Genomic DNA, 21,592 nt, shown 5'->3' on the forward strand with positions numbered 1-21,592 from the left:
GCGCTTGACCGCCTCCATAGGTTACCGGGTCGATTTCGCTCCCCCGTCCGAACGGATCCCGCAGGGGAACCCGCAGACGGGAGCCCCGCATCTGCGGGGAAGGGCGTGTTGCCGAGTACGACGCATCCGTCGCACCCTGGTGAAGAACTCTCCTCGTCTCGAATCCGAGCGGCTCACACGCCGCCGGGCCACCCGAAGACACGAATAGGAGCAGTCCATCAGCGATCCCCGTACCAACGATCGAATCCGAGTTCCTGAGGTTCGCCTCGTTGGCCCAGCAGGCGAGCAGGTCGGCGTCGTATCCATCGACGTCGCGCTGCGTCTCGCGCAGGAAGCCGACCTCGACCTCGTCGAGGTCGCGCCCAACTCCAAGCCCCCCGTGGCGAAGATCATGGACTACGGCAAGTTCAAGTACGAGGCCGCGCAGAAGGCCAAGGAAGCACGCCGCAACCAGGCGAACACCATCCTCAAGGAGGTGCGCTTCCGCCTGAAGATCGACAAGCACGACTACGAGACCAAGCGCAAGCGCGCCGAGGGCTTCCTCCAGGACGGCGACAAGGTCAAGGCCATGATCCTGTTCCGCGGCCGCGAGCAGTCGCGTCCCGACCAGGGCGTGCGCCTGCTCAAGATGTTCGCGGAGGACGTCGCCGAGTTCGGCAGCGTCGAGTCCACCCCCACGATCGACGGCCGGAACATGGTCATGGTCATCGGACCGCACAAGAACAAGTCCGAGGCCAAGGCCGAGGCCAACGCGAAGCGCGACGCCAACAAGGCGAGCGCACGAGAAGCGAGAGAAGAGAACAATGCCTAAGCAGAAGACCCACTCGGGTGCCAAGAAGCGTTTCAAGGTCACCGGCAGCGGCAAGATCATGAAGCAGCAGGCCGGCATGCGCCACAACCTCGAGGTCAAGTCCTCCAAGCGCAAGGCGCGACTCAACCAGGACCAGCCCCTGGCCAAGGCCGACATGAAGGTCGCCAAGAAGCTCCTCGGTCGCTAGACCCCCTCGTCGCCCGCGACACCTGAACTCGAATAGGAACAACTGAAATGGCAAGAGTCAAGAGGGCCGTCAACGCCCACAAGAAGCGTCGGGTCATCCTCGAGCGCGCCGCCGGTTACCGCGGCCAGCGCTCGCGCCTGTACCGCAAGGCCAAGGAGCAGGTCACCCACTCCCTCGTCTACGCGTACCGCGACCGCCGCGCCAAGAAGGGCGAGTTCCGCCGCCTCTGGATCCAGCGCATCAACGCCGCCGCCCGTGCGAACGGCCTGACGTACAACCGCCTCATCCAGGGCCTCTCGCTCGCCGGCGTCCAGGTCGACCGTCGCATCCTCGCGGACCTCGCGGTCCACGAGCCCGCGACCTTCGCCTCGCTCGTGCAGACGGCCAAGGCCGCCCTGCCCGCGAACACCTCGGCCCCCAAGGTCGCGGCGAACGCGTAGCGCATCCCGCCCCACCGCTGATGGCGCGTCCCCGTTCGGGGGCGCGCCATTAGTCTTGGGCCATGCTCGACAACCCCCGCTCCCCACGCGTCCGAGGCGTCGCCAAGCTCGCGAAGCGGGATGCCCGTGCCGACACCGGCCTCTTCCTGCTCGAGGGTCCGCAGGCCGTGTCCGAGGCTCTCGCCTTCCGGCCCGACCTCGTCCTGGAGCTCTTCGCGACGCCCACGGCGCTCGACCGCTACCCGGATCTCGCGCGCGCGGTCCGCGAGTCGGACGTCGAGGTCGAGTTCGTCACGGAGGACGTCATCGCGTCGATGGCGGACACCGTCACGCCGCAGGGCGTCGTGGGCGTGTGCCGGCAGTTCCCCACCTCGCTCAAGCAGATCCTCGGCGACGAGCCGCGCCTCATCGCGATCCTCGAGGAGGTGCGCGATCCCGGCAACGCGGGCACCATCATCCGCGCCGCCGACGCCGCCGGAGCCGACGCCGTGATCCTCACGGGCCGGTCGGTCGACCTCTACAACCCCAAGGTCGTGCGCGCCACGACGGGATCGCTGTTCCACCTGCCGGTCGCGATCATGCCCGAGCTCGACGCCGTGCTCGAGCGCGTGAAGGCCGCAGGTCTCCAGGTCCTCGCCGCCGATGTGAAGGGGGACGACCTCCTCGCCGAGCGCTCGTCGGGCGGCCTCGCCGCGCCCACCGCGTGGCTGTTCGGCAACGAGGCCCGCGGCCTCCAGGACGAGCACCTCGCGCTCGCGGACCGCGCCGTCGTCGTGCCGATCTACGGCCAGGCCGAGTCGATGAACCTCGCGACCGCCGCATCCGTGTGCCTCTACGAGTCGGCGTTCGCGCAGCGCGCCTGAGCCGGCGGCCCGACGGTCGGTGCCGCGGACGCCTGACGGCCGCGAGGTCTCCGACGGGCGGGTCCACCGGGCCTGATCGGCGGAAACGCGAGCGGCGCGTCACGATGGGGTGACGATGCCCCGGGGAAACGCGGACGAAACACCGTCATGGATATGGTGTTCGCATGGAGCAGAGCCCGACGGTGGACCCCGCCTCGCCCGCCGCAGCAGCGGTCGGCGAGCCCCTGGTCGTCGTATCCCACGTCAACAAGCACTTCGGGGACCTGCACGTCCTCAAGGACATCTCGACCACGGTCAACCGCGGCGAGGTCGTCGTCGTCATCGGCCCCAGCGGTTCCGGCAAGTCGACGCTGTGCCGCGCGATCAACCGGCTCGAGACCATCGACGACGGCACCATCACCATCGACGGCCAGGACCTCCCGTCCGAGGGCGCCGAGCTCGCACGCCTCCGCGCCGACGTGGGCATGGTCTTCCAGTCGTTCAACCTGTTCGCGCACAAGACCGTCCTCGAGAACGTGACCCTCGGGCCCATCAAGGTCCGCAAGAAGAGCAAGGCCGAGGCGGAGAAGCGGGCGATGGAGCTCCTCGACCGCGTCGGCGTCGCCAACCAGGCGCAGAAGATGCCCGCCCAGCTCTCCGGCGGCCAGCAGCAGCGCGTCGCGATCGCGCGCGCGCTCGCGATGGACCCGAAGCTGATCCTCCTCGACGAGCCCACCTCGGCGCTCGACCCCGAGATGATCACCGAGGTCCTCGACGTCATGGTCGGCCTCGCGAAGGACGGCATGACGATGGTGGTCGTCACCCACGAGATGGGCTTCGCCCGCAAGGCCGCGGACCGCGTGATCTTCATGGCCGACGGCGCCATCGAGGAGGACACCACCCCGCAGGCGTTCTTCGACGACCCGCAGAGCCCGCGCGCGCAGGACTTCCTCTCGAAGATCCTCGCCCACTGACGCGCGGGCGGGCCGCCCGAGCCGCCCGCCCGCCGCATCCGGACGCCGCCGAGGCAGGCGCGTCCGGGTGCCCGCACGACCCGCACCACGGCACGACCCGCACCACGCGCGACACGTCGCATCCGTCATCCACCTCACCAGCAGAGAAACGGGAACCATGAAGAACAGGAAACTGACCATCGCCGCGGCCGCCGCGATCGTCGTCGTCGCCCTCACGGGCTGCGGCGCCGCCGGCAGCGCCTCGAACGGCGGCATCGACGCCGGCACGAACGCGCCCGAGAACGGCGACGGCCCCTACAAGCTCGAGCTCGCGGAGAACCCCACGTTCGACGAGGGCACCACGATGGCGCGCCTCGCGGCCGCCGGCGAGATGAAGGTCGGCACGAAGTACGACCAGCCGCTCTTCGGCCTCGCGGGACTCGACGGCAAGCCCGCCGGATTCGACGTCGCCATCGCGGCGCTCGTCGCCAGCAAGATGGGCATCCCGTTCGACGGCATCAAGTTCACGGAGACGGTGTCCGCGAACCGCGAGCCCTTCATCCAGAACGGCTCGGTCGATGCGGTCGTCGCGACCTACACGATCAACGACAAGCGCAAGGAGGTCGTGGGCTTCGCGGGACCGTACTACGTCGCCGGCCAGGCGCTCATGGTGCTCGCGGACGACACGACCATCACGACCCCCGAGGACGTCCGCGGCAAGCAGGTCTGCTCCGTCGCCGGATCCACGCCCGCCGCGAACATCGAGGCGAAGTTCGGCGCGGTCGTCGTGCCCACCGACGTCTACAGCAAGTGCCTCGACCCGCTGCGCAACGGCCAGGTGTCCGCGGTCACGACCGACAACGTGATCCTCTCCGGCTTCATCGACCAGAACGAGGGCGAGTTCAAGCTCGTCGGCGACGGCGAGACCTTCACGGAGGAGCCCTACGGCATCGGCGTGGCCAAGGACGACCAGGCCTTCCGGACCTTCATCGACGACACGCTGCAGGAGGCCTACGACGACGGCACCTGGGCGCGCCTGTTCGAGGCGACGGCCGGCACGGTCATCGACACGCCGGAGCCCCCGGCGATCGACCGCTACTAGTCCCACCGGGCCCCGCGCGCGCCGACGCGCGCGCGGGGCCCTCCCTCGTCCGGGCGCCCGAGCGCCCGGATCCACCCGCCGTCCGGCCCGCCGGACGCATCATCCAGGAGGTGTGCCGTGGACGTGATCCTCGACAATCTCGACGTGTTCCTCCGGGGGTTCGGCGGCACGCTGCGCCTGCTCCTCACCACGGTGCTCTTCGCGCTCCCGCTCGGGGTCGTGATCGCCGCCATGAGGATCTCGCCCGTCGCGAGCCTCCGCGCCACCTCCACGGTGTACGTCGAGCTGCTGCGGAACACCCCGCTCCTGCTCGTCTTCACCTTCTTCAGCGTCGTGATCACGTCGATCTCGGGCGCGCTGCCGTTCATGACGGCCGCGGTGCTCGCGCTCACGCTCTACACGGCGCCGTTCTTCGCCGAGGCGATCCGCTCGGGCATCAACAGCGTGCCGGTCGGGCAGGCCGAGGCGGCGCGCAGCATCGGGCTCACGTTCTCGCAGACGCTCGGGCACGTGATCCTGCCGCAGGCGCTGCGCACGGTCGTGCCGCCGCTGATCAACGTGGTCATCGCGCTCACCAAGAACACGTCGATCGCCGGCGCCTACTTCATCTACGAGCTGTTCAACGTGGGCCGCGACGTCGCGAACGCCAACGGGAACGCGGTCGTCTGGGTGTTCGTGGGCGTCGCGTTCTTCTACCTCATCATCACGGTCCCGCTCGGTCAGCTGGCGGACCACCTCGAGAAGCGAGTGGCGGTCTCCCGATGAGCCAGGTCCTCTACGACGTCCCCGGCCCCCGCGCCCGCCGTCGCTCCCGCATCCTCTCCGTCGTCACCGGGGTCGTGCTCGTGGCCGTCCTGGCCTTCGCCGCCGTCAAGCTGCAGCAGGCCGGGCAGTTCAGCCCCGACATCTGGCTCGTGCTCAACGACCCGCTCGTCTGGGGCCTGCTGCTCAAGGGCCTCTGGGTGGTGCTGCAGTCCGCCGCGGTCGCCGCGGTGCTCGCGATCTTGCTCGGCATGGTGCTCGCGCTCCTCCGGATGAGCGAGCACCGGATCGTGCGCTACGCCGTCACCGTGGTGCTCGAGTTCTTCCGCGGCATGCCCGTGCTGCTGATGATGCTGTTCATCTACCTCATCTTCCCGATCGGCCCGTACTGGTCGGTCGTGACGGCGCTCACGCTCTACAACGGCGCGATCATCGGCGAGGCGCTCCGGTCCGGCATCCTCGGCCTCCCGCGCGGTCAGCGCGAGGCGGGCCTCGCCATCGGCCTGCGTCCGCTGCAGAACCGCCTGCTCGTCGAGTTCCCGCAGGCGTTCCGCACGATGCTGCCGATCATCGTCGCCCAGCTGGTGGTGCTCATCAAGGACACCGCGCTCGGCACGATCGTGAGCCTCGTGGGCCTCACCAAGCAGGGGGAGCTGATCCTCGAGGCCACGAGCCGCGACAACTCGCTGCCGATCTTCGTGGTCATGGTGGGGATGTACCTCGTGCTCAACCTCACGGTCTCGACCATCGCGCGTCGCCTCGCCCGCAAGCGCGGTCCGCGTGTCGCGAAGACCGTCGCGGTCGGGACCTCGCAGGGGGCGTAGGCCCTCCGCGGGGCGCTCCCCGCCTCCCGTCACGGGCCCGTCGCACGCACGCGGCGGGCCCGTCGCGCGTCCTCGTGAGGGCGGGTCGCGCCCCGTCCGATCGGTAGACTCGGGCCTCATGTCCGAACCCCAGATCTCCGAGGAGAGCGTCGCCTCCGCCGTGGACGAGGCGATGGCCGCGCTCGCCGCCACCACCGACTCCGCGTCGCTCGCCCAGGCGCGCTCCGCCCACATCGGCGAGGCGTCCCCGCTCGCCCGGCTGAACGGGTCGCTCCGGTCGCTGCCGCCCGCCGAGCGCAAGGACGCCGGCAAGCTCGTCGGCCAGTCGCGCGCCCGCGTCACGCAGGCGTTCCAGGCCCGCGAGGCCGAGATCCAGGAGCAGGAGGCCGCCGAGCGCCTCGTCGCCGAGGCCGTCGACGTCACCGCGCTGCCGAGCCGCTGGCGCGCCGGCGCCCGCCACCCTCTCACCATGCTCGAGGAGCGCATCGCCGACATCTTCGTCGGGATGGGCTGGCAGGTGAACGAGGGCCCGGAGCTCGAGAGCGAGTGGTTCAACTTCGACGCGCTCAACTTCCCGCCCGACCACCCGGCGCGCGCGATGCAGGACTCCTTCTACGTGGATCCGACCGACGCGCACCTGGTGCTCCGCACGCACACGTCGCCCGTGCAGATCCGCACGCTGCTCGCCGACGAGCTGCCGGTCTACACGATCGCGCAGGGCCGCACCTTCCGCAGCGACGAGCTCGACGCGACGCACACGCCCGCGTTCCGCCAGATCGAGGGCATCGCCATCGACCGCGGCCTCACCATGGCGCACCTGCGCGGCACGCTCGAGCACTTCGCGCGCTCCATGTTCGGCGAGGACGCGCGCATCCGGCTCCGCCCCAACTACTTCCCCTTCACCGAGCCGAGCGCCGAGATGGACGTCTGGCACCCGGCCGCCGCGGGCGGTCCCCGCTGGATCGAGTGGGGCGGCTGCGGCATGGTGAACCCGAACGTGCTGCGCTCCGCGGGCATCGACCCCGACGAGTACCAGGGTTTCGCGTTCGGCATGGGCACCGAGCGCACCCTCATGTTCCGCAACGACCTCTCCGACATGCGCGACATCGTCGAGGGCGACATCCGATTCGGCGCGCAATTCGGGATGGTGGTGTAGTCGTGAGGATCCCGATCAGCTGGCTCGGCGAGCACGTCGAGCTCCCCGCGCAGGTCGTCCCCGAGGACGTCCACGCGGCGCTCGTGAAGGTGGGCCTCGAGGAGGAGGACGTGCACGCGTTCTCGATCTCGGGCCCCGTCGTCGTCGGGCAGGTGCTCGAGGCGACCCCCGAGCCCCAGACCAACGGCAAGACCATCAACTGGTGCCAGGTGCGCGTCGCGCCCGAGGGCGCCACGGCGGCCGACGGCGGGGAGGACGTGCGCGGCATCGTCTGCGGCGCGCACAACTTCGTGGTCGGCGACAAGGTCGTGGTGAGCCTGCCGGGCGCGGTGCTCCCCGGCCCGTTCCCCATCAGCGCGCGGAAGACGTACGGGCACGTGTCCGACGGCATGATCGCGTCGTCCCGGGAGCTCGGCCTCGGGGAGGAGCACGACGGCATCCTCGTCCTGTCCTCGCTCGGCCTCGACCCCGAGGTCGGCACGGACGCGCTCGCGCTCCTGCATCTCGACGACACCGCGGTGGAGGTCAACGTCACGCCCGACCGCGGGTATGCGTTCTCGATCCGCGGCATCGCCCGCGAGTACGCGCACGCCACGGGTGCCGCGTTCACCGACCCCGCGGACGCGCTCGCGCTGCTCGCGGCCGAGGCGCCCGTCCAGGGCGTCGAGGTGCGCGTCGACGACGCCGCCCCGATCCGCGGACGCGTCGGGGCCGAGGTCTTCGTCACGCGCGTGGTCTCCGGCCTCGACGTCTCCCGTCCCACCCCGCCGTGGATGGTCTCGCGGCTCACGCTGGCCGGCGTCCGGTCGATCTCGCTCGCGGTCGACGTGACGAACTACGTCATGCTCGAGCTCGGCCAGCCGATCCACGCCTACGACCTCGACCGGCTGCAGGGCGGCCTCGTGGTGCGTCGCGCCGCGGAGGGCGAGACGCTCGTGACCCTCGACGGGCGCGAGCGCGCGCTGCACGTCGAGGACCTCGTCATCGCCGACGACTCCGGGCCCGTCGGGCTCGCGGGCGTCATGGGCGGGGCATCCACCGAGGTCGGCGCGGGCACCACGCGCGTGCTGATCGAGGCGGCCGGCTTCGAGCCGGTGTCGATCGCGCGCACGGCCCGCCGGCACAAGCTGCCGAGCGAGGCGTCCAAGCGCTTCGAGCGCGGGGTCGACCCGGCGATCGCGCCGGCTGCCGCGGCGCGCGTCGTGCAGCTTCTCGAGGAGCTCGCGGGCGGGCACGCGGAGGGCCTCGGATCGGTCCTCGACACGAGCACGGCACCGGACGCCGTCGAGCTGCCGCTCGGCTACCCGGCGTCGCTCGTCGGCTTGGACTACACCGCGGACGAGGTGCGCCACGCGCTCGCCGACGTCGGTTGCGCGCTCGAGGAGCGCGACGGCGTCCTCCTCGTCACGCCGCCGACCTGGCGTCCCGACCTCCGGCACCGCGCGGACCTCGTGGAGGAGGTCGCGCGCATCGTCGGCTACGACCGCATCCCGGCCGTGCTGCCCGTCGCGCCGCCCGGCCGCGGCCTCACGGCGGCGCAGCGCCTCCGCCGGCAGGCATCCCTCGTGCTCGCCGCGAGCGGGCTGACCGAGGTCATGGGCTCGCCCTTCGCCTCCGAGGCGCAGAACGCGCGCTTCGGCGCCGCGGACCGCGACGACGCCCCCGCGGTCCGGCTCGCCAACCCGCTCGACGTCGCCTTCCCGCTGCTCCGGCGCTCGCTGCTGCCCGGGCTCGTCGACATCGCGCGGCGCAACCTGTCGCGCGGATCCACCGACCTCGCGCTCTTCGAGACCGGCACCGTGTTCCTGCCGTCGGCGGGCGTCGCGTACGGCTCGCCCGAGATGCCGCCCGGCGCCGCCCGCCCCGACGCGGAGACGCTCCGCGCGCTCGACGCGGGAATCCCGCCGCAGCCGCGCCACGTGGGCGTGCTGATCCTCGGTGACGCCGTGCCGAAGCAGCCGGGCACGCCCGCGCAGCGCGCCGGCCTCGTGGACGCGCTCGACGCGGTCCGCCAGCTCGCGCACGCGGCGGGCGTCGAGATCCGCTTTGAGCAGGGCGCGCACATCGCCCTGCACCCGGGGCGCACGGCCGCCGTCGAGGTCGTCACGTCCGACGGGCCCGTCATCGTCGGCTTCGCGGGGGAGTTGCTGCCCGCGCTCGCCGCGGAGCTCGACCTGCCGGAGCGCGTCGCGCTCGCCGAGGTCGACCTCGACCGGATCGTCGCGCTCGCCGGCGGCACCGTCGAGGTGCGCCCGCTCACGTCGATGCCCGTCGCCACGCAGGACCTCAGCCTGGTGGTGCCGCTCGAGATCCCCGCGGGGGAGATCCTCGGCACGGTGGTCGAGGGGGCGGGCGAGCTGCTCGAGACCGCCCGGCTCGTGGACGACTACCGCGGCCCGGGCGTGGACGCGGGCACCCGCTCGCTCACGTTCGCGCTCCGCTTCCGGGCTCCCGACCGCACGCTGACCGCGGCCGAGGCCAGCGCGGCGCGAGACGGAGCCGTGCGGCTCGCCGCCGAGCGCTTCGGCGCCGCGCTCCGCGAGTAGCGGGCCGGCAGCGGCGTCGATCCGCGCGGGCGGGCTCCTCCCCAGGGAGGGCCCGCCCGCGCGAGCGTCCGGCGCCCGTCTCCCGGCAGGGCGCCCCCGGCACCGGCGCTAGGTTTGATGCATGTCATTCTCAGTCGCCGTCGCGGGCGCCAGCGGCTACGCGGGCGGGGAGCTCCTCCGCCTGCTCGCCGACCACCCGCAGCTCGAGGTCACGACGCTCACCGCCTTCCAGAACGCGGGCGAGCGGCTGCGGCAGGTGCATCCGCACCTCACCTCGTACGCCGACCGCACGTTCGTCGAGACGACGGCCGAGCAGCTCGCCGGCCACGACGTGGTCTTCCTCGCGCTGCCGCACGGCAAGTCCGGCGCCATCACGGCCGAGCTCGACGACTCCACGCTCGTGGTCGACTGCGGCGCCGACCACCGGCTCGTCGACGAGGCGGCGTGGGACGCCTTCTACGGCGGCGACTTCGCGGGTGCCTGGCCCTACGGCCTCCCCGAGCTGCTGCACGCCGAGGAGGGCGGCACCCAGCGCACGCGCCTCTCCGGCGTGAAGCGCATCGCGGTGCCCGGCTGCAACGTCACCGCCATCACGCTCGGGCTCCAGCCCGGCATCCGCGCGGGCGTCATCGAGCCCGAGGACATCGTCGCGGTCCTCGCGGTCGGCCCCTCCGGCGCCGGGCGCTCGCTCCGCACCAACCTGCTGGCGAGCGAGATCCTCGGATCCGCGAGCGCCTACGCGGTCGGCGGCACCCACCGGCACACCCCGGAGATCCGCCAGAACCTCGAGGCCGCGGGCGGCCGGCACGTGAGCGTCTCGTTCACGCCCGTGCTCGTGCCGATGGCGCGGGGGATCCTCGCCACGGCCACCGCGCGCCTCGCGCCCGGCGCCTCCGCGCACGACGTGCGCGCCGCGTGGGAGAGCGCGTACGCCGACGAGCCGTTCGTGCACCTGCTGCCCGAGGGGTCGTTCCCGAACGTGTCCGACGTCACGGGGTCGAACACCGCGCTCGTGGGCCTCGCGGTCGACGAGGCCGCCGGTCGCGTCGTCACGGTCACGGCCATCGACAACCTGGTCAAGGGCACGGCGGGCGCGGCCATCCAGTCGGCCAACATCGCGCTCGGGCTGCCCGAGCATCTCGGCCTCCCGGTGAACGGGGTCGCCCCGTGAGCGTCACCGCCGCACGCGGCTTCGTCGCGGCAGGGGTCGCGGCCGGCCTCAAGTCCACGGGCGCGCTCGACGTGGCCCTCGTCCGCAACACCGGCCCGTCGCAGGCGGCCGCCGCGGTCTTCACCAGCAACCGCTGCCAGGCGAACCCCATCCTCTGGTCGCGCCAGGTCATCGGCGACGGCCGGGTGAGCGCCGTCGTGCTCAACTCCGGCGGCGCCAACTGCTACACCGGGTCCCGCGGGTTCCAGGTCACGCACGCGACCGCCGAGGCGGTCGGCCGCGCGCTCGACGTCTCCAGCGGCGACGTGCTGGTCTGCAGCACGGGCCTCATCGGCGAGCAGCTCCCGCTCGACAAGCTCGAGGACGGCGTGGCCCGCGTGGCCGTCGCGCTCGGCGCGGGCGGCGGGGACGACGCGGCGCGGGCCATCATGACCACCGACACGAAGCCGAAGCAGTCGGCGCGGTCCTCCGACGCCGGCTGGACCGTGGGCGGCATGGCCAAGGGCGCGGGCATGCTCGCACCGGGCCTCGCGACGATGCTCGTCGTCATCACCACGGACGCCGACCTCGACGCCGCCCGGCTCGACGCCGCGCTGCGCGAGGCCACGCGGGTCACGTTCGACCGGCTCGACTCGGACGGCTGCATGTCCACCAACGACCAGGTCACGCTCCTGGCATCCGGTGCATCCGGCCTCGTGCCCGACATCGCGGAGTTCCAGGCCGCCCTCACGGCCGTGTGCGCCGACCTCGCCGAGCAGCTCCAGGCCGATGCCGAGGGCGCGTCCCACGACATCGCCATCGAGGTCGTGCACGCGGCGTCCGACGACGATGCCGTCGAGGTCGGCCGTGCGGTCGCGCGCAGCAACCTGTTCAAGGCCGCCGTCTTCGGCAACGACCCCAACTGGGGCCGCGTGCTCGCCGCGGTCGGCACCACGGGCGCCGCATTCGACCCCTACGGCATCGACGTCGCCATCAACGGCGTCGAGGTGTGCCGCGCGGGCGAGCCGCACGCGAGCCGCGACCTGGTCGACCTGCACCCGCGCGCCGTGCACGTGCTCATCGACCTGCACGCGGGCAACGCGACGGCGACCATCCTCACCAACGACCTCACGCACGACTACGTGCACGAGAACAGCGCGTACGCCAGCTGATGGCGGGCGCAGACAGGACGGACGTGACCGCCATCACGCAGGACGCCGCGGAGCGCGACCAGGCGCAGGCCGAGTCGAAGGCGGCGACGCTCATCGAGTCGCTGTCGTGGCTGCAGCGCTTCCACGACCGCATCGTGGTCGTGAAGTTCGGCGGCAACGCCATGGTCGACGAGGAGCTCACGCGCACCTTCGCGGAGGACGTCGTCTACCTCCGGTACGCCGGGCTCCGGCCGGTCGTCGTGCACGGCGGCGGCCCGCAGATCAGCGCGATGCTCACGCGCCTCGGCATCGAGAGCGAGTTCCGCGGGGGCTACCGCGTCACCACGCCCGAGGTGCTCGAGGTCGTGCGCATGGTGCTCACCGGGCAGGTCAGCCGCGACGTCGTGCGCGGCATCAACGCCCACGGCCCGCTGGCTGCCGCCGTCTCCGGCGAGGACGCGGGCCTGTTCACGGGCCGCCGTCGCGGTGCGGTCGTGGACGGCGTCGAGGTCGACCTCGGCCTCGTGGGCGACGTCGTCTCCGTCGACCCCACGGCCGTGCTCGCGCAGCTCGACGCCGGTCGCATCCCCGTCGTCTCGTCCATCGCGCCCGACGAGTCCGACCCGGCCGTCTCGCTCAACGTCAACGCGGACGCCGCCGCCGCCGCGCTCGCCGTGGCCCTCGGGGCCGAGAAGCTCGTCATCCTCACCGACGTCGCCGGCCTCTACCGCGACTGGCCCGACCGCGGATCGCTCGTCTCCGACATCCGAGCGGACGAGCTCCGCGCCCTGCTGCCCTCCCTCGAGTCGGGCATGATCCCGAAGATGGCCGCGTGCCTCGAGGCGGTCGACGGGGGAGTGCCCAAGGCCGCCATCATCGACGGCCGCATCCCGCACTCGATGCTCCTCGAGATCTTCACCACGAACGGAATCGGAACGGAGGTCGTGCCCGCATGACCACGACCCAGCCCGAGCGGCGCACCACGCAGACCGAGAGCGAGTGGTCCGACCGCTTCCAGGCCGCGATGATGCGCTCGTCCCCGCCGCCGCTCGCCATGCTCGTGCGCGGCGAGGGCTGCCGCGTGTGGGACTCGACCGGTCGCGAGTACCTCGACTTCCTCGCCGGCATCGCCGTCAACTCGCTCGGGCACGCGCACCCGGCGCTCATCCGCGCGGTCACCGAGCAGGTCTCGACGCTGGCGCACGTCTCCAACTACTTCGCCACGCCGCCGCAGATCGCGCTCGCCGAACGCCTCCGCCGGATCACGGGCGCGGGCGACACCGGCCGCGTCTACTTCGGCAACTCGGGTGCCGAGGCGAACGAGGCGGCCTTCAAGCTGGCGCGCCGCAACGGATCCGAGCGGCGCACGCGTGTCATCACGCTCCAGGGCTCGTTCCACGGCCGCACGATGGGCGCGCTCGCGCTCACCGGACAGCCCGCGCTGCAGGCGCCGTTCCTGCCGCTGCCCGGCGGCGTCGAGCACATCGCACCGACCCTCGAGGCGCTCGAGGCCGCGATCGACGACACCGTCCAGGCGCTCATCCTCGAGCCGATCCAGGGGGAGGCCGGCGTGGTCGACCTGCCTGCGGGCTTCCTCCGCCGCGCCCGGGAGCTCACGCGCGAGCACGGCGCGCTGCTCATCCTCGACGAGATCCAGACGGGCGTCGGCCGCACCGGCCGCTGGTTCGCCTACGAGCACGAGGGCGTCCGGCCGGACGCGGTCACCATCGCCAAGGGCATCGCGGGCGGCGTCCCCATCGGGGCGCTCGTGGCCTTCGACGCGGCGGCCGACCTCCTCCAGAAGGGCCAGCACGGATCCACGTTCGGCGGCAACCCGCTGGCCACCGCGGCCGGGGACGCCGTCCTCGCCGAGATCGAGGACGCCGGGCTCGTGGAGAACGCCGCGCGTCGGGGCGAGGAGATCCGCGCGGCCATCACCGGCCTCGACTCCCCGCTCATCGCCGAGGTCCGCGGTCGCGGCCTCCTCATCGGCGTGGGCCTCCACCACGACGACGGCGGGCGCATCGCGGCCGCCGCGCTCGGCGAGGGGCTCATCATCAACGCCCCCAACGCGCGCAGCCTGCGCATCGCACCCCCGCTCATCGTCGGCGACGCGGAGGTGCGCGACTTCCGCGAGCGGTTCGGCCGCGCGCTGGCGCACCTGCGCTGATCGCGGGGGAGCGGGGCGGCCCGATCCCTCCCCTGGTCGTCGGTCCGTCGGCGCCCCCGCGCGGGGCCGCTCCCGGACCGGACGGCCCCCGCACGTCCCCTAGGCTTGATCGATCCCGAGTCCCCCGAGAGCGAGCGATGCGATGACCCGCCACTTCCTGCGCGACGACGACCTGAGCCCGGCCGAGCAGGCCGAGGTGCTCGATCTGGCGATGCGGCTGAAGCGCGAGCGCTGGTCCGAGCGCCCCCTCGCGGGTCCGCAGACGGTCGCCGTCATCTTCGACAAGTCCTCGACCCGCACCCGCGTCTCGTTCGCCGTCGGCATCGCGGACCTCGGCGGCGTCCCGCTCGTCATCAGCACCGCCAACAGCCAGCTGGGCGGCAAGGAGACCGCGAGCGACACCGCGCGCGTGCTCGAGCGCCAGGTCGCCGCCATCGTCTGGCGCACCTACGGCCAGGCGGGCCTCGAGGAGATGGCCGCGGGCACGACGGTCCCCGTCGTCAACGCGCTGTCAGACGACTTCCACCCCTGCCAGCTGCTGGCCGACCTGCTCACCATCCGGGAGCACCGCGGCGACCCCGCCGGCCAGACCCTCACCTTCCTCGGCGACGGCGCCTGCAACATGGCGCAGTCGTACCTCCTCGCGGGCGCCACCGCGGGCATGCACGTGCGCATCGCGGCGCCAGCCGGCTACGTGCCGTCGGAGTCCGTCGTGGCCGACGCCGAGCGCATCGCCGCGTCCACCGGCGGCTCCGTCCGGGTCCTCACGGATCCGGTCGAGGCCGTCACGGGCGCCGACGTCGTGGTCACCGACACCTGGGTGTCGATGGGCCGCGAGGAGGAGAAGGCCGTGCGGCTCGCCGAGCTCGGCGCGTACCAGGTCACGACCGAGCTGATGGCGCACGCGGTCGACGACGCGATCTTCCTGCACTGCCTGCCCGCCGACCGCGAGTACGAGGTGGCCTCCGAGGTCATCGACGGCCCGCGCTCGGTGGTCTGGGACGAGGCGGAGAACCGCCTCCACGCCCAGAAGGCCCTGCTCGTCTGGCTCCTGCGCCAGGCGTAGCGCCCGCACACCTCAGACATCTCAGCAACGGAAACGGAGAACGGCATGGCCGAACGCGTGGTACTGGCATATTCCGGCGGACTCGACACCTCGGTCGGCATCGGCTGGCTCAAGGATGCGACCGGCAAGGAGGTCGTGGCCCTCGCGGTCGACGTCGGCCAGGGCGGCGAGGACATGGAGGTCATCCGGCAGCGCGCCCTCGACTGCGGCGCGGTCGAGGCCGTGGTCGTGGATGCGAAGGACGAGTTCGCGGACGACTACATCGTCCCCGCGCTCAAGGCCAACGCGCTGTACCAGAAGCGCTACCCGCTGGTCTCGGGCCTCAGCCGCCCCCTGATCGCCAAGCACCTCGCCCGCGTGGCGCACGAGCTCGGCGCGAACAGCGTCGCGCACGGCTGCACCGGCAAGGGCAACGACCAGGTGCGCTTCGAGGCCGCCGTCGCCGCGCTCGCGCCCGACCTCACCTCCATCGCGCCCGTCCGCGACCTCGCCCTCACGCGCGACAAGGCGATCGTCTACGCGAACGAGCACGACCTGCCCATCGAGCAGAGCAAGAAGAGCCCGTACTCGATCGACAAGAACGTGTGGGGCCGCGCGGTCGAGACGGGCTTCCTCGAGGACCCGTGGAACGGCCCCATCGAGGACCTCTACGAGTACACGCAGGACCCCGACGTGCTGCGGGACGCGACCGAGGTCACCATCACGTTCGAGGCCGGCGTCCCCGTCGCCATCGACGGCGTGCGCTACTCGCCGCTGCGCATCGTGCAGGAGCTGAATGCGGCCGCTGGCGCCCACGGCATCGGCCGCATCGACGTGGTGGAGGACCGCCTCGTCGGCATCAAGAGTCGCGAGGTCTACGAGGCCCCGGCCGCCATGACGCTCATCGAGGCGCACGAGGAGCTCGAGTCCCTCACCATCGAGCGCGACCTCGGCCGCTACAAGCGCGGCGTCGAGAAGGACTGGGCGAACCTCGTCTACGACGGCCTCTGGTTCTCCGGCCTCAAGCGCTCGCTCGACGCGTTCATCGAGGACTCGCAGCGCCACGTCTCGGGCGACATCCGCATGACGCTCCGCGGAGGCCGCGCGGTCGTCACCGGTCGTCGCAGCGAGACGAGCCTCTACGACTTCGACCTCGCGACGTACGACACCGGCGACACGTTCGACCAGTCGCTGTCCAAGGGGTTCATCGAGCTGTGGAGCCTGCCGAGCAAGATCTCGGCGCGCCGCGACCTCGCCGTGGAGCAGGCGGCGCTGGGCGCCGACGACGCGGCATCCTCGTCCTCGCCCGCCGCGGAGTAGCCGCATGACCGAGAGCACGGATCCGTCCTCCCGGGCCGGCGAGGCGGGCGCCCTCTGGGGCGGTCGCTTCGCCGGCGGTCCGTCGCCCGAGCTCGTCGCGCTCAGCCGGTCGACGCACTTCGACTGGCAGCTGGCGCCGTACGACATCGCCGGGTCCCGGGCGCACGCCCGTGCTCTCGCGTCGGCCGGCTACCTGTCGGACGCCGAGCGGCACGCCATGCTGCAGGCGCTCGACACCCTGGAGGACCGGGTGCGCTCGGGGACGCTCGTCGCATCCGACGCGGATGAGGACGTCCACGGCGCCCTCGAGCGCGGCCTGATGGACATCGCCGGTCCCGAGCTCGGCGGCAAGCTCCGCGCCGGCCGGAGCCGCAACGACCAGATCGCGACCCTCGTGCGCATGTACCTCCGCGACCACGCGGCGACCATCCACGCGATGCTCGTCCAGCTGGTGGATGCGCTGGCCGCGCAGGCGGAGGCGGCGGGCGGCGCGATCATGCCCGGCCGCACGCACCTGCAGCACGCGCAGCCCGTGCTCCTCGCGCACCACCTGCTCGCGCACTGCTGGCCGCTCGTGCGCGACCTCGAGCGGCTCGCCGACTGGGACGCGCGCGCCGACGTGTCGCCCTACGGATCCGGGGCCCTCGCCGGGAGCACCCTCGGTCTCGACGCCGGTGCGGTCGCCCGCGACCTCGGCTTCGCGCGCAGCTCCGAGAACTCGATCGACGGCACGGCCAGCCGTGACGTGGTGGCCGAGTTCGCGTTCGTGCTGGCCCAGGTCGGCATCGACCTCTCGCGGCTGAGCGAGGAGATCATCCTCTGGAACACGCGCGAGTTCGGCTTCGTCACCCTGAGCGACTCGTACTCGACCGGGTCGTCGATCATGCCGCAGAAGAAGAACCCCGACATCGCCGAGCTCGCGCGCGGCAAGTCCGGGCGGCTCATCGGCAACCTCGCGGGGCTCCTCGCGACGCTCAAGGGCCTCCCGCTCGCCTACAACCGCGACCTGCAGGAGGACAAGGAGCCGGTCTTCGACTCGGTGCAGACCCTCGAGGTGCTGCTGCCGGCGTTCACCGGCATGATCGCGACGCTGCGCTTCGATGTCGACCGCATGGCCGAGCTCGCGCCGCAGGGGTTCTCGCTCGCGACCGACGTCGCCGAGTGGCTCGTCAAGCACCGCGTGGCGTTCCGCGACGCCCACGAGATCACGGGCGAGCTCGTGAAGCTGGCCGAATCCCGCGGCGTCGGCCTGGAGGAGCTCTCCGACGACGACCTGCGGGGTGTCTCGCCGCACCTCGTGCCCGAGGTCCGCGAGGTGCTCGTCATCGAGGGATCCGTGGCGAGCCGCGACGGCGTGGGCGGCACCGCGCGCGTGCGCGTCGACGAGCAGCGCGCCGAGCTGGTGCGCCGCGTCGCCGAGCTGCGCTCCCGTGCGGATGCGGCGGCCGAGCGTCGGGCGACCGCCTCGGGGAGCGCGTCCGCATGACGCTCTCGAACGGCGGGCGCCCGGGGCGCTCGGAGCGCCCGGAGCCGCGCCACCGCTGGCTGCTGCCGCTCGTGGTGGGCGTGGCGGTCGCGGTGCTCGTCTTCGTCGTGGTCGTCGCGAGCCTCAACGGCGAGCTGCTCTGATCCGCGCGTGAGCGACCTCGCGTTCCTCGCCGGCGATGCGGTCGAGGTGGCACCCGGACTGCTGGGCGCGGTGCTGTCGCGCGACTCGGAGGAGGGCCGCGTCTCCGTCCGCCTCACCGAGGTGGAGGCGTACCGCGGCGTCGGCGAGGATCCCGGATCGCACTCGTTCCGGGGGAAGCGGGCCCGGAACGCGACGATGTTCGGTCCGGCGGGCCGGCTCTACGCGTACTTCACGTACGGGATGCACACGTGCGCGAACGTCGTCTGCGGGCCCGAGGGCACCAGCGCGGGCGTCCTGCTCCGCGCCGGCGAGATCATCGAGGGCGCGGAAATCGCGCGGACCCGCCGGGGTGCGACCGTCCGCGACCGCGATCTCGCGCGCGGTCCCGCCCGTCTGGCGGTGGCGCTCGGCATCCCGCTCGCGGACGACGGGGCGGCCCTCGACGCGCCGCCCTACGCCCTGGTCCTCCCCGATGCCCCGCTGGCGCGCCCGGCCTCGGGCCCGCGCGTCGGGGTGTCGGGACCCGGCGGATCGGGCGAGCTCTTCCCCTGGCGGTTCTGGATCCCGGGCGATGCCACGGTCTCGCCGTACCGTGCGCACGTGGCGAGGGTGCGCCGGTGAGCCGTGCGGGCCGCCTCAGCGGACGATGAGCACGACGGCCGCGCAGCTCGCCGCCCACAGCCAGCTGACGAGCGTGCCGATGATGAAGCGCTCGCGCGCCTCCGCCGCCTCGCCCAGCTCGCTGAACCGGCCGACCCCCTTGATGGCGATGACGACCGCGAGCGCCTCGGGGTAGCCCGCGAGGATCACGACCACGACGGCGAGCCGCTCGAGCATGCCGATGGTCGCGCCTCCGCGCAGCACCTCGCGGGTGGGACGGCGCAGCGCCGACGGGTCGTCCTCGTGACCCCGCGGAGCGACGAGGATCCCGCCGAACGCGCCCGGCGGCACGGATCCGCGCGTCGCGAGCGCGAGCACCACGGTCGACGCGCTTCCGCCGCCCAGCACCGCGAGCGCGATCGCGGCGATCCCGAGGTAGCCCACGACGAGCGGCGATGCCGGACCGAGTAGCGCGAGCGCCAGCACGAGCGCGGCGGCGAGCGCTCCGGCCGAGGCCGCGACCGGGCCCGTGCGCGGTGCGCGCGCGGACAGGATCGCCAGCACGAGGCTCGCGGTGACGAGCAGGCAGAGGCCGATCCAGGCCGTCACCTCGGCGGGCGAGCCCACGGGGATCACGCGCGGCCTCCGGCGACGGGCGCGCCCGGATCCGCGGCTGTCGCGCCCGCGTCCAGGTGCGCGAGCAGCGCTTCGAGCCCCGGGACGGCGGCGCGTTCGGCGCGCCACCCGCTGGTGCGCAGCCGCGTGCTCACCGCCTGGGGGGTGATCCCGAGCGCCGCGGCGACGTCGCGCTGCGTGCCGCCGCGCGCCATGCGGTCGACGACGTCCCAGCCCTGGGGTGTGCGCCGGTCGCGGGTGAGCAGCAGGAGGGTGATGAGCGCCTCGACCTCGTCGGGCCCGGGGAGGTCGCCGGTCGGGGTGACGGTCGCGCTGCCGCCCGGCGCGGCGTCGACGGCTCCACGGGGGGAGCCGCCGGACGGCTCCACCGCGAGCGCGAACCGGGTCGGGCTGCGCTTCGCCGCGACCACGGCCGCCCGGGCGGCGATGAAGGCCGGGCCCGTGGCCTCGCGCGTGGCACGGGGGAGGGGCGTGCGCACCCCGCCGATGCCGAGCCCCACGCTCCAGCGCCCGGCCCGCGTGAGCGACAGCACGATGTCGAGCGCGGTGGCGGCGTCGGCGACGAGCGCCTGCACCTCGTCGCCGGACGTGCGGTCGACCGGGAGCACGAGCCTCCCGTCGTAGCGCTCGGCCAGGTCGTCGCGCATGGTGCCCGCGCGGTCGACGTCGCGGCGGCTCGACTTCTGGTCGGCGGTGATGGCGAACACGGGACCCCCTCCACGTCGGCGGAGATGCCGGCGCACGTCAAGGCTAAGCACTTGATCTCCCCCGATCAAGCCTCAGGGCCTGATGCTGTGGTCGGCCCATGACATGATCCTCCGGGCCGCCACCGACACCGCGCCACGTCCTCCACCGCCCGCCGCCGGACGGATCGCGTGGACGCGCGTCGCGGTCCCCGATCCGGACGCGACCCCGCTGATACCGTGGTCGAGTGCCTGACACCATCCCCTCCCACCTCTCCGCCCAGCGCAACGACCCGTCCTTCCCGGACGTGTGGGAGGAGATCGTCTGGCGGGGGTACGTGCAGGTCTCGACGGACCCGGAGGCGCTCCAGTCCCTCCTCACCGGGCCGTCCATCACGTACTACTGCGGATTCGATCCCACGGCGCCGAGCCTGCACCTCGGCAACCTCGTGCAGCTGCTGCTGATGCGCCGGCTGCAGCTGGCGGGCCACCGTCCGCTCGGTCTCGTGGGCGGGTCGACGGGCCTCATCGGCGACCCGAGGCCCACCGCGGAGCGCACGCTCAACTCGCCGGAGACGGTCGCCGACTGGGTGCGTCGCCTGCAGGCGCAGGTGTCCTGGTTCCTCAGCCCGGAGGGGGACAACGGCGTCCGCATCGTCAACAACCTGGACTGGACGGCGCCGCTCAGCGCCATCGACTTCCTCCGGGAGGTGGGCAAGCACTTCCGCGTGGGCACGATGCTCAAGAAGGACGCGGTGAGCGCGCGCCTGAACTCCGACGAGGGCATCAGCTACACCGAGTTCAGCTACCAGATCCTGCAGGGCTTCGACTACCGCGAGCTCTACCGCGCGCACGGGTGCGTGCTGCAGACCGGCGGCAGCGACCAGTGGGGCAACCTCACCAGCGGGACGGACCTCGTCCGCCGCAGTGAGCGGGCGACCGTGCACGCCATCGGCACCCCGCTCATCACGAACGCGGACGGCACGAAGTTCGGGAAGAGCGAGGGCAACGCCGTCTGGCTCGACCCCGAGCTCACGAGCCCGTACGCGTTCTACCAGTTCTGGCTCAACACGGAGGACGCTGACGTCATCCACCGGATCCGCGTGTTCACGTTCCTCGATCGTGCGCGCATCGAGGAGCTGGAGCGCGCCGTGGAGACCGAGCCGTTCCGGCGCGAGGCCCAGCGCGAGCTGGCGTGGGAGGTGACGACCCTGGTGCACGGTCAGGCCGCCACCGAGTCCGCCATCGCCGCGTCGCAGGCGTTGTTCGGCCAGGGGGAGCTCGGTGCGCTCGACGAGTCGACGCTGCGTGCGGCGCTGGGCGAGCTCCCCTCGGCCGACATCGCCGCCGGCACCACCGTCATCCAGGCCCTCGTCGACACCGGGCTCGTCTCGAGCGCGGGGGAGGCCCGGCGCGCGATCGCGCAGGGCGGGGTCTACGTGAACAACGTCGCCGTGGGCGACGCGGGAGCCGTCGTGGACGATCTCCTGCACGGCCGCTTCGCGGTGATCCGGCGGGGGAAGAAGACCCTGGCCGCGCTCACCGTGGGCTGAATGCCCGTGTGACCGGGCATTGTCGCCCACG

At 72.6% G+C, this 21,592-nt stretch carries 22 protein-coding genes; 20 read left to right on the forward strand and 2 right to left on the reverse strand.

The genetic code is table 11. The annotated features are described in order from the left end of the window. Positions 1-217: 217 nt before the first annotated feature. The 19 genes from infC (at position 218) to PED38_RS10545 (ending at position 18,710) form a co-directional block, all read left to right on the forward strand. A complete protein-coding gene (infC, locus tag PED38_RS10455) occupies positions 218-811 on the forward strand; it encodes a translation initiation factor IF-3 (RefSeq protein ID WP_081234801.1) in 594 nt (197 codons plus the stop codon). Beyond that, on the forward strand, positions 804-998 hold the full coding sequence (gene rpmI / locus PED38_RS10460) for a 50S ribosomal protein L35 (RefSeq protein ID WP_012298616.1): 195 nt from the start codon (positions 804-806) through the stop codon (positions 996-998). The genes infC and rpmI overlap by 8 nt, the downstream gene beginning before the upstream one ends. A gap of 47 nt (positions 999-1,045) precedes the next feature. After that, positions 1,046-1,438, forward strand: a complete 393-nt coding sequence (gene rplT / locus PED38_RS10465) for a 50S ribosomal protein L20 (protein ID WP_063070530.1) — start codon at positions 1,046-1,048, stop codon at positions 1,436-1,438. Between the two features lie 62 nt (positions 1,439-1,500). Further along, entirely contained in the window at positions 1,501-2,301 is an 801-nt protein-coding gene (locus PED38_RS10470; RefSeq protein ID WP_270981149.1) for a TrmH family RNA methyltransferase, read from the forward strand. Between the two features lie 164 nt (positions 2,302-2,465). Next, on the forward strand, positions 2,466-3,254 hold the full coding sequence (locus PED38_RS10475) for an amino acid ABC transporter ATP-binding protein (RefSeq protein ID WP_063070528.1): 789 nt from the start codon (positions 2,466-2,468) through the stop codon (positions 3,252-3,254). Positions 3,255-3,411: 157 nt separating this feature from the next. Beyond that, positions 3,412-4,335 carry a glutamate ABC transporter substrate-binding protein gene (locus PED38_RS10480; protein WP_270981150.1) on the forward strand — a complete coding sequence of 308 codons (924 nt, stop codon included), beginning with the start codon at positions 3,412-3,414 and terminating at the stop codon, positions 4,333-4,335. Positions 4,336-4,452: 117 nt separating this feature from the next. Further along, positions 4,453-5,100: an amino acid ABC transporter permease gene (locus PED38_RS10485; protein WP_270981152.1), complete on the forward strand. Its 648-nt coding sequence runs from the start codon at positions 4,453-4,455 to the stop codon at positions 5,098-5,100. Then, the gene (locus tag PED38_RS10490) at positions 5,097-5,921 is read left to right on the forward strand and encodes an amino acid ABC transporter permease (RefSeq protein WP_063070525.1); all 825 of its coding nucleotides are present in this window, start codon (positions 5,097-5,099) and stop codon (positions 5,919-5,921) included. Before PED38_RS10485 ends, PED38_RS10490 begins: the two co-directional genes overlap by 4 nt. 118 nt (positions 5,922-6,039) lie before the next feature. Beyond that, entirely contained in the window at positions 6,040-7,077 is a 1,038-nt protein-coding gene (pheS, locus tag PED38_RS10495) for a phenylalanine--tRNA ligase subunit alpha (RefSeq protein ID WP_043584844.1), read from the forward strand. A 2-nt stretch (positions 7,078-7,079) separates the two neighbouring features. Further along, a complete protein-coding gene (gene pheT / locus PED38_RS10500) occupies positions 7,080-9,623 on the forward strand; it encodes a phenylalanine--tRNA ligase subunit beta (protein WP_270981154.1) in 2,544 nt (847 codons plus the stop codon). A 121-nt stretch (positions 9,624-9,744) separates the two neighbouring features. Then, the gene (gene argC / locus PED38_RS10505) at positions 9,745-10,794 is read left to right on the forward strand and encodes an N-acetyl-gamma-glutamyl-phosphate reductase (protein ID WP_063070523.1); all 1,050 of its coding nucleotides are present in this window, start codon (positions 9,745-9,747) and stop codon (positions 10,792-10,794) included. Beyond that, the gene (argJ, locus tag PED38_RS10510) at positions 10,791-11,945 is read left to right on the forward strand and encodes a bifunctional glutamate N-acetyltransferase/amino-acid acetyltransferase ArgJ (RefSeq protein ID WP_063070522.1); all 1,155 of its coding nucleotides are present in this window, start codon (positions 10,791-10,793) and stop codon (positions 11,943-11,945) included. Before argC ends, argJ begins: the two co-directional genes overlap by 4 nt. A gap of 23 nt (positions 11,946-11,968) precedes the next feature. Further along, a complete protein-coding gene (argB, locus tag PED38_RS10515; RefSeq protein ID WP_175345450.1) occupies positions 11,969-12,880 on the forward strand; it encodes an acetylglutamate kinase in 912 nt (303 codons plus the stop codon). Further along, a complete protein-coding gene (locus tag PED38_RS10520) occupies positions 12,877-14,094 on the forward strand; it encodes an acetylornithine transaminase (RefSeq protein ID WP_270981155.1) in 1,218 nt (405 codons plus the stop codon). Before argB ends, PED38_RS10520 begins: the two co-directional genes overlap by 4 nt. 142 nt (positions 14,095-14,236) lie before the next feature. Further along, a complete protein-coding gene (gene argF / locus PED38_RS10525; RefSeq protein ID WP_270981157.1) occupies positions 14,237-15,160 on the forward strand; it encodes an ornithine carbamoyltransferase in 924 nt (307 codons plus the stop codon). Positions 15,161-15,205: 45 nt separating this feature from the next. Next, complete coding sequence (locus PED38_RS10530) at positions 15,206-16,459, forward strand: argininosuccinate synthase (protein ID WP_063070518.1); 1,254 nt, start codon at positions 15,206-15,208, stop codon at positions 16,457-16,459. Between the two features lie 4 nt (positions 16,460-16,463). Then, positions 16,464-17,945 (forward strand): argininosuccinate lyase, encoded by a 1,482-nt coding sequence (argH, locus tag PED38_RS10535; protein WP_063070517.1) that lies wholly within the window; start codon positions 16,464-16,466, stop codon positions 17,943-17,945. Continuing rightward, positions 17,942-18,088, forward strand: coding sequence for a hypothetical protein (locus PED38_RS10540; RefSeq protein ID WP_175345449.1), 147 nt, complete (start codon positions 17,942-17,944; stop codon positions 18,086-18,088). The genes argH and PED38_RS10540 overlap by 4 nt, the downstream gene beginning before the upstream one ends. A gap of 7 nt (positions 18,089-18,095) precedes the next feature. After that, positions 18,096-18,710, forward strand: a complete 615-nt coding sequence (locus tag PED38_RS10545) for a DNA-3-methyladenine glycosylase (protein ID WP_063070516.1) — start codon at positions 18,096-18,098, stop codon at positions 18,708-18,710. Between the two features lie 15 nt (positions 18,711-18,725). Here PED38_RS10545 and PED38_RS10550 read toward each other — a convergent pair whose 3' ends face one another. Both PED38_RS10550 and PED38_RS10555 read right to left on the reverse strand, forming a co-directional pair. Beyond that, complete coding sequence (locus tag PED38_RS10550; RefSeq protein ID WP_270981158.1) at positions 18,726-19,325, reverse strand: hypothetical protein; 600 nt, start codon at positions 19,323-19,325, stop codon at positions 18,726-18,728. After that, the gene (locus PED38_RS10555; RefSeq protein WP_270981159.1) at positions 19,322-20,032 is read right to left on the reverse strand and encodes a DNA-binding protein; all 711 of its coding nucleotides are present in this window, start codon (positions 20,030-20,032) and stop codon (positions 19,322-19,324) included. Before PED38_RS10555 ends, PED38_RS10550 begins: the two co-directional genes overlap by 4 nt. 224 nt (positions 20,033-20,256) lie before the next feature. On the opposite strand from PED38_RS10555, the gene tyrS reads away from it, so the two are divergent. Further along, positions 20,257-21,561 (forward strand): tyrosine--tRNA ligase, encoded by a 1,305-nt coding sequence (gene tyrS / locus PED38_RS10560; RefSeq protein ID WP_270981160.1) that lies wholly within the window; start codon positions 20,257-20,259, stop codon positions 21,559-21,561. Positions 21,562-21,592 lie beyond the last annotated feature (31 nt).

Source organism: Clavibacter sp. CT19 (assembly GCF_027858075.1).
Taxonomy (GTDB): domain Bacteria; phylum Actinomycetota; class Actinomycetes; order Actinomycetales; family Microbacteriaceae; genus Clavibacter; species Clavibacter tessellarius_A.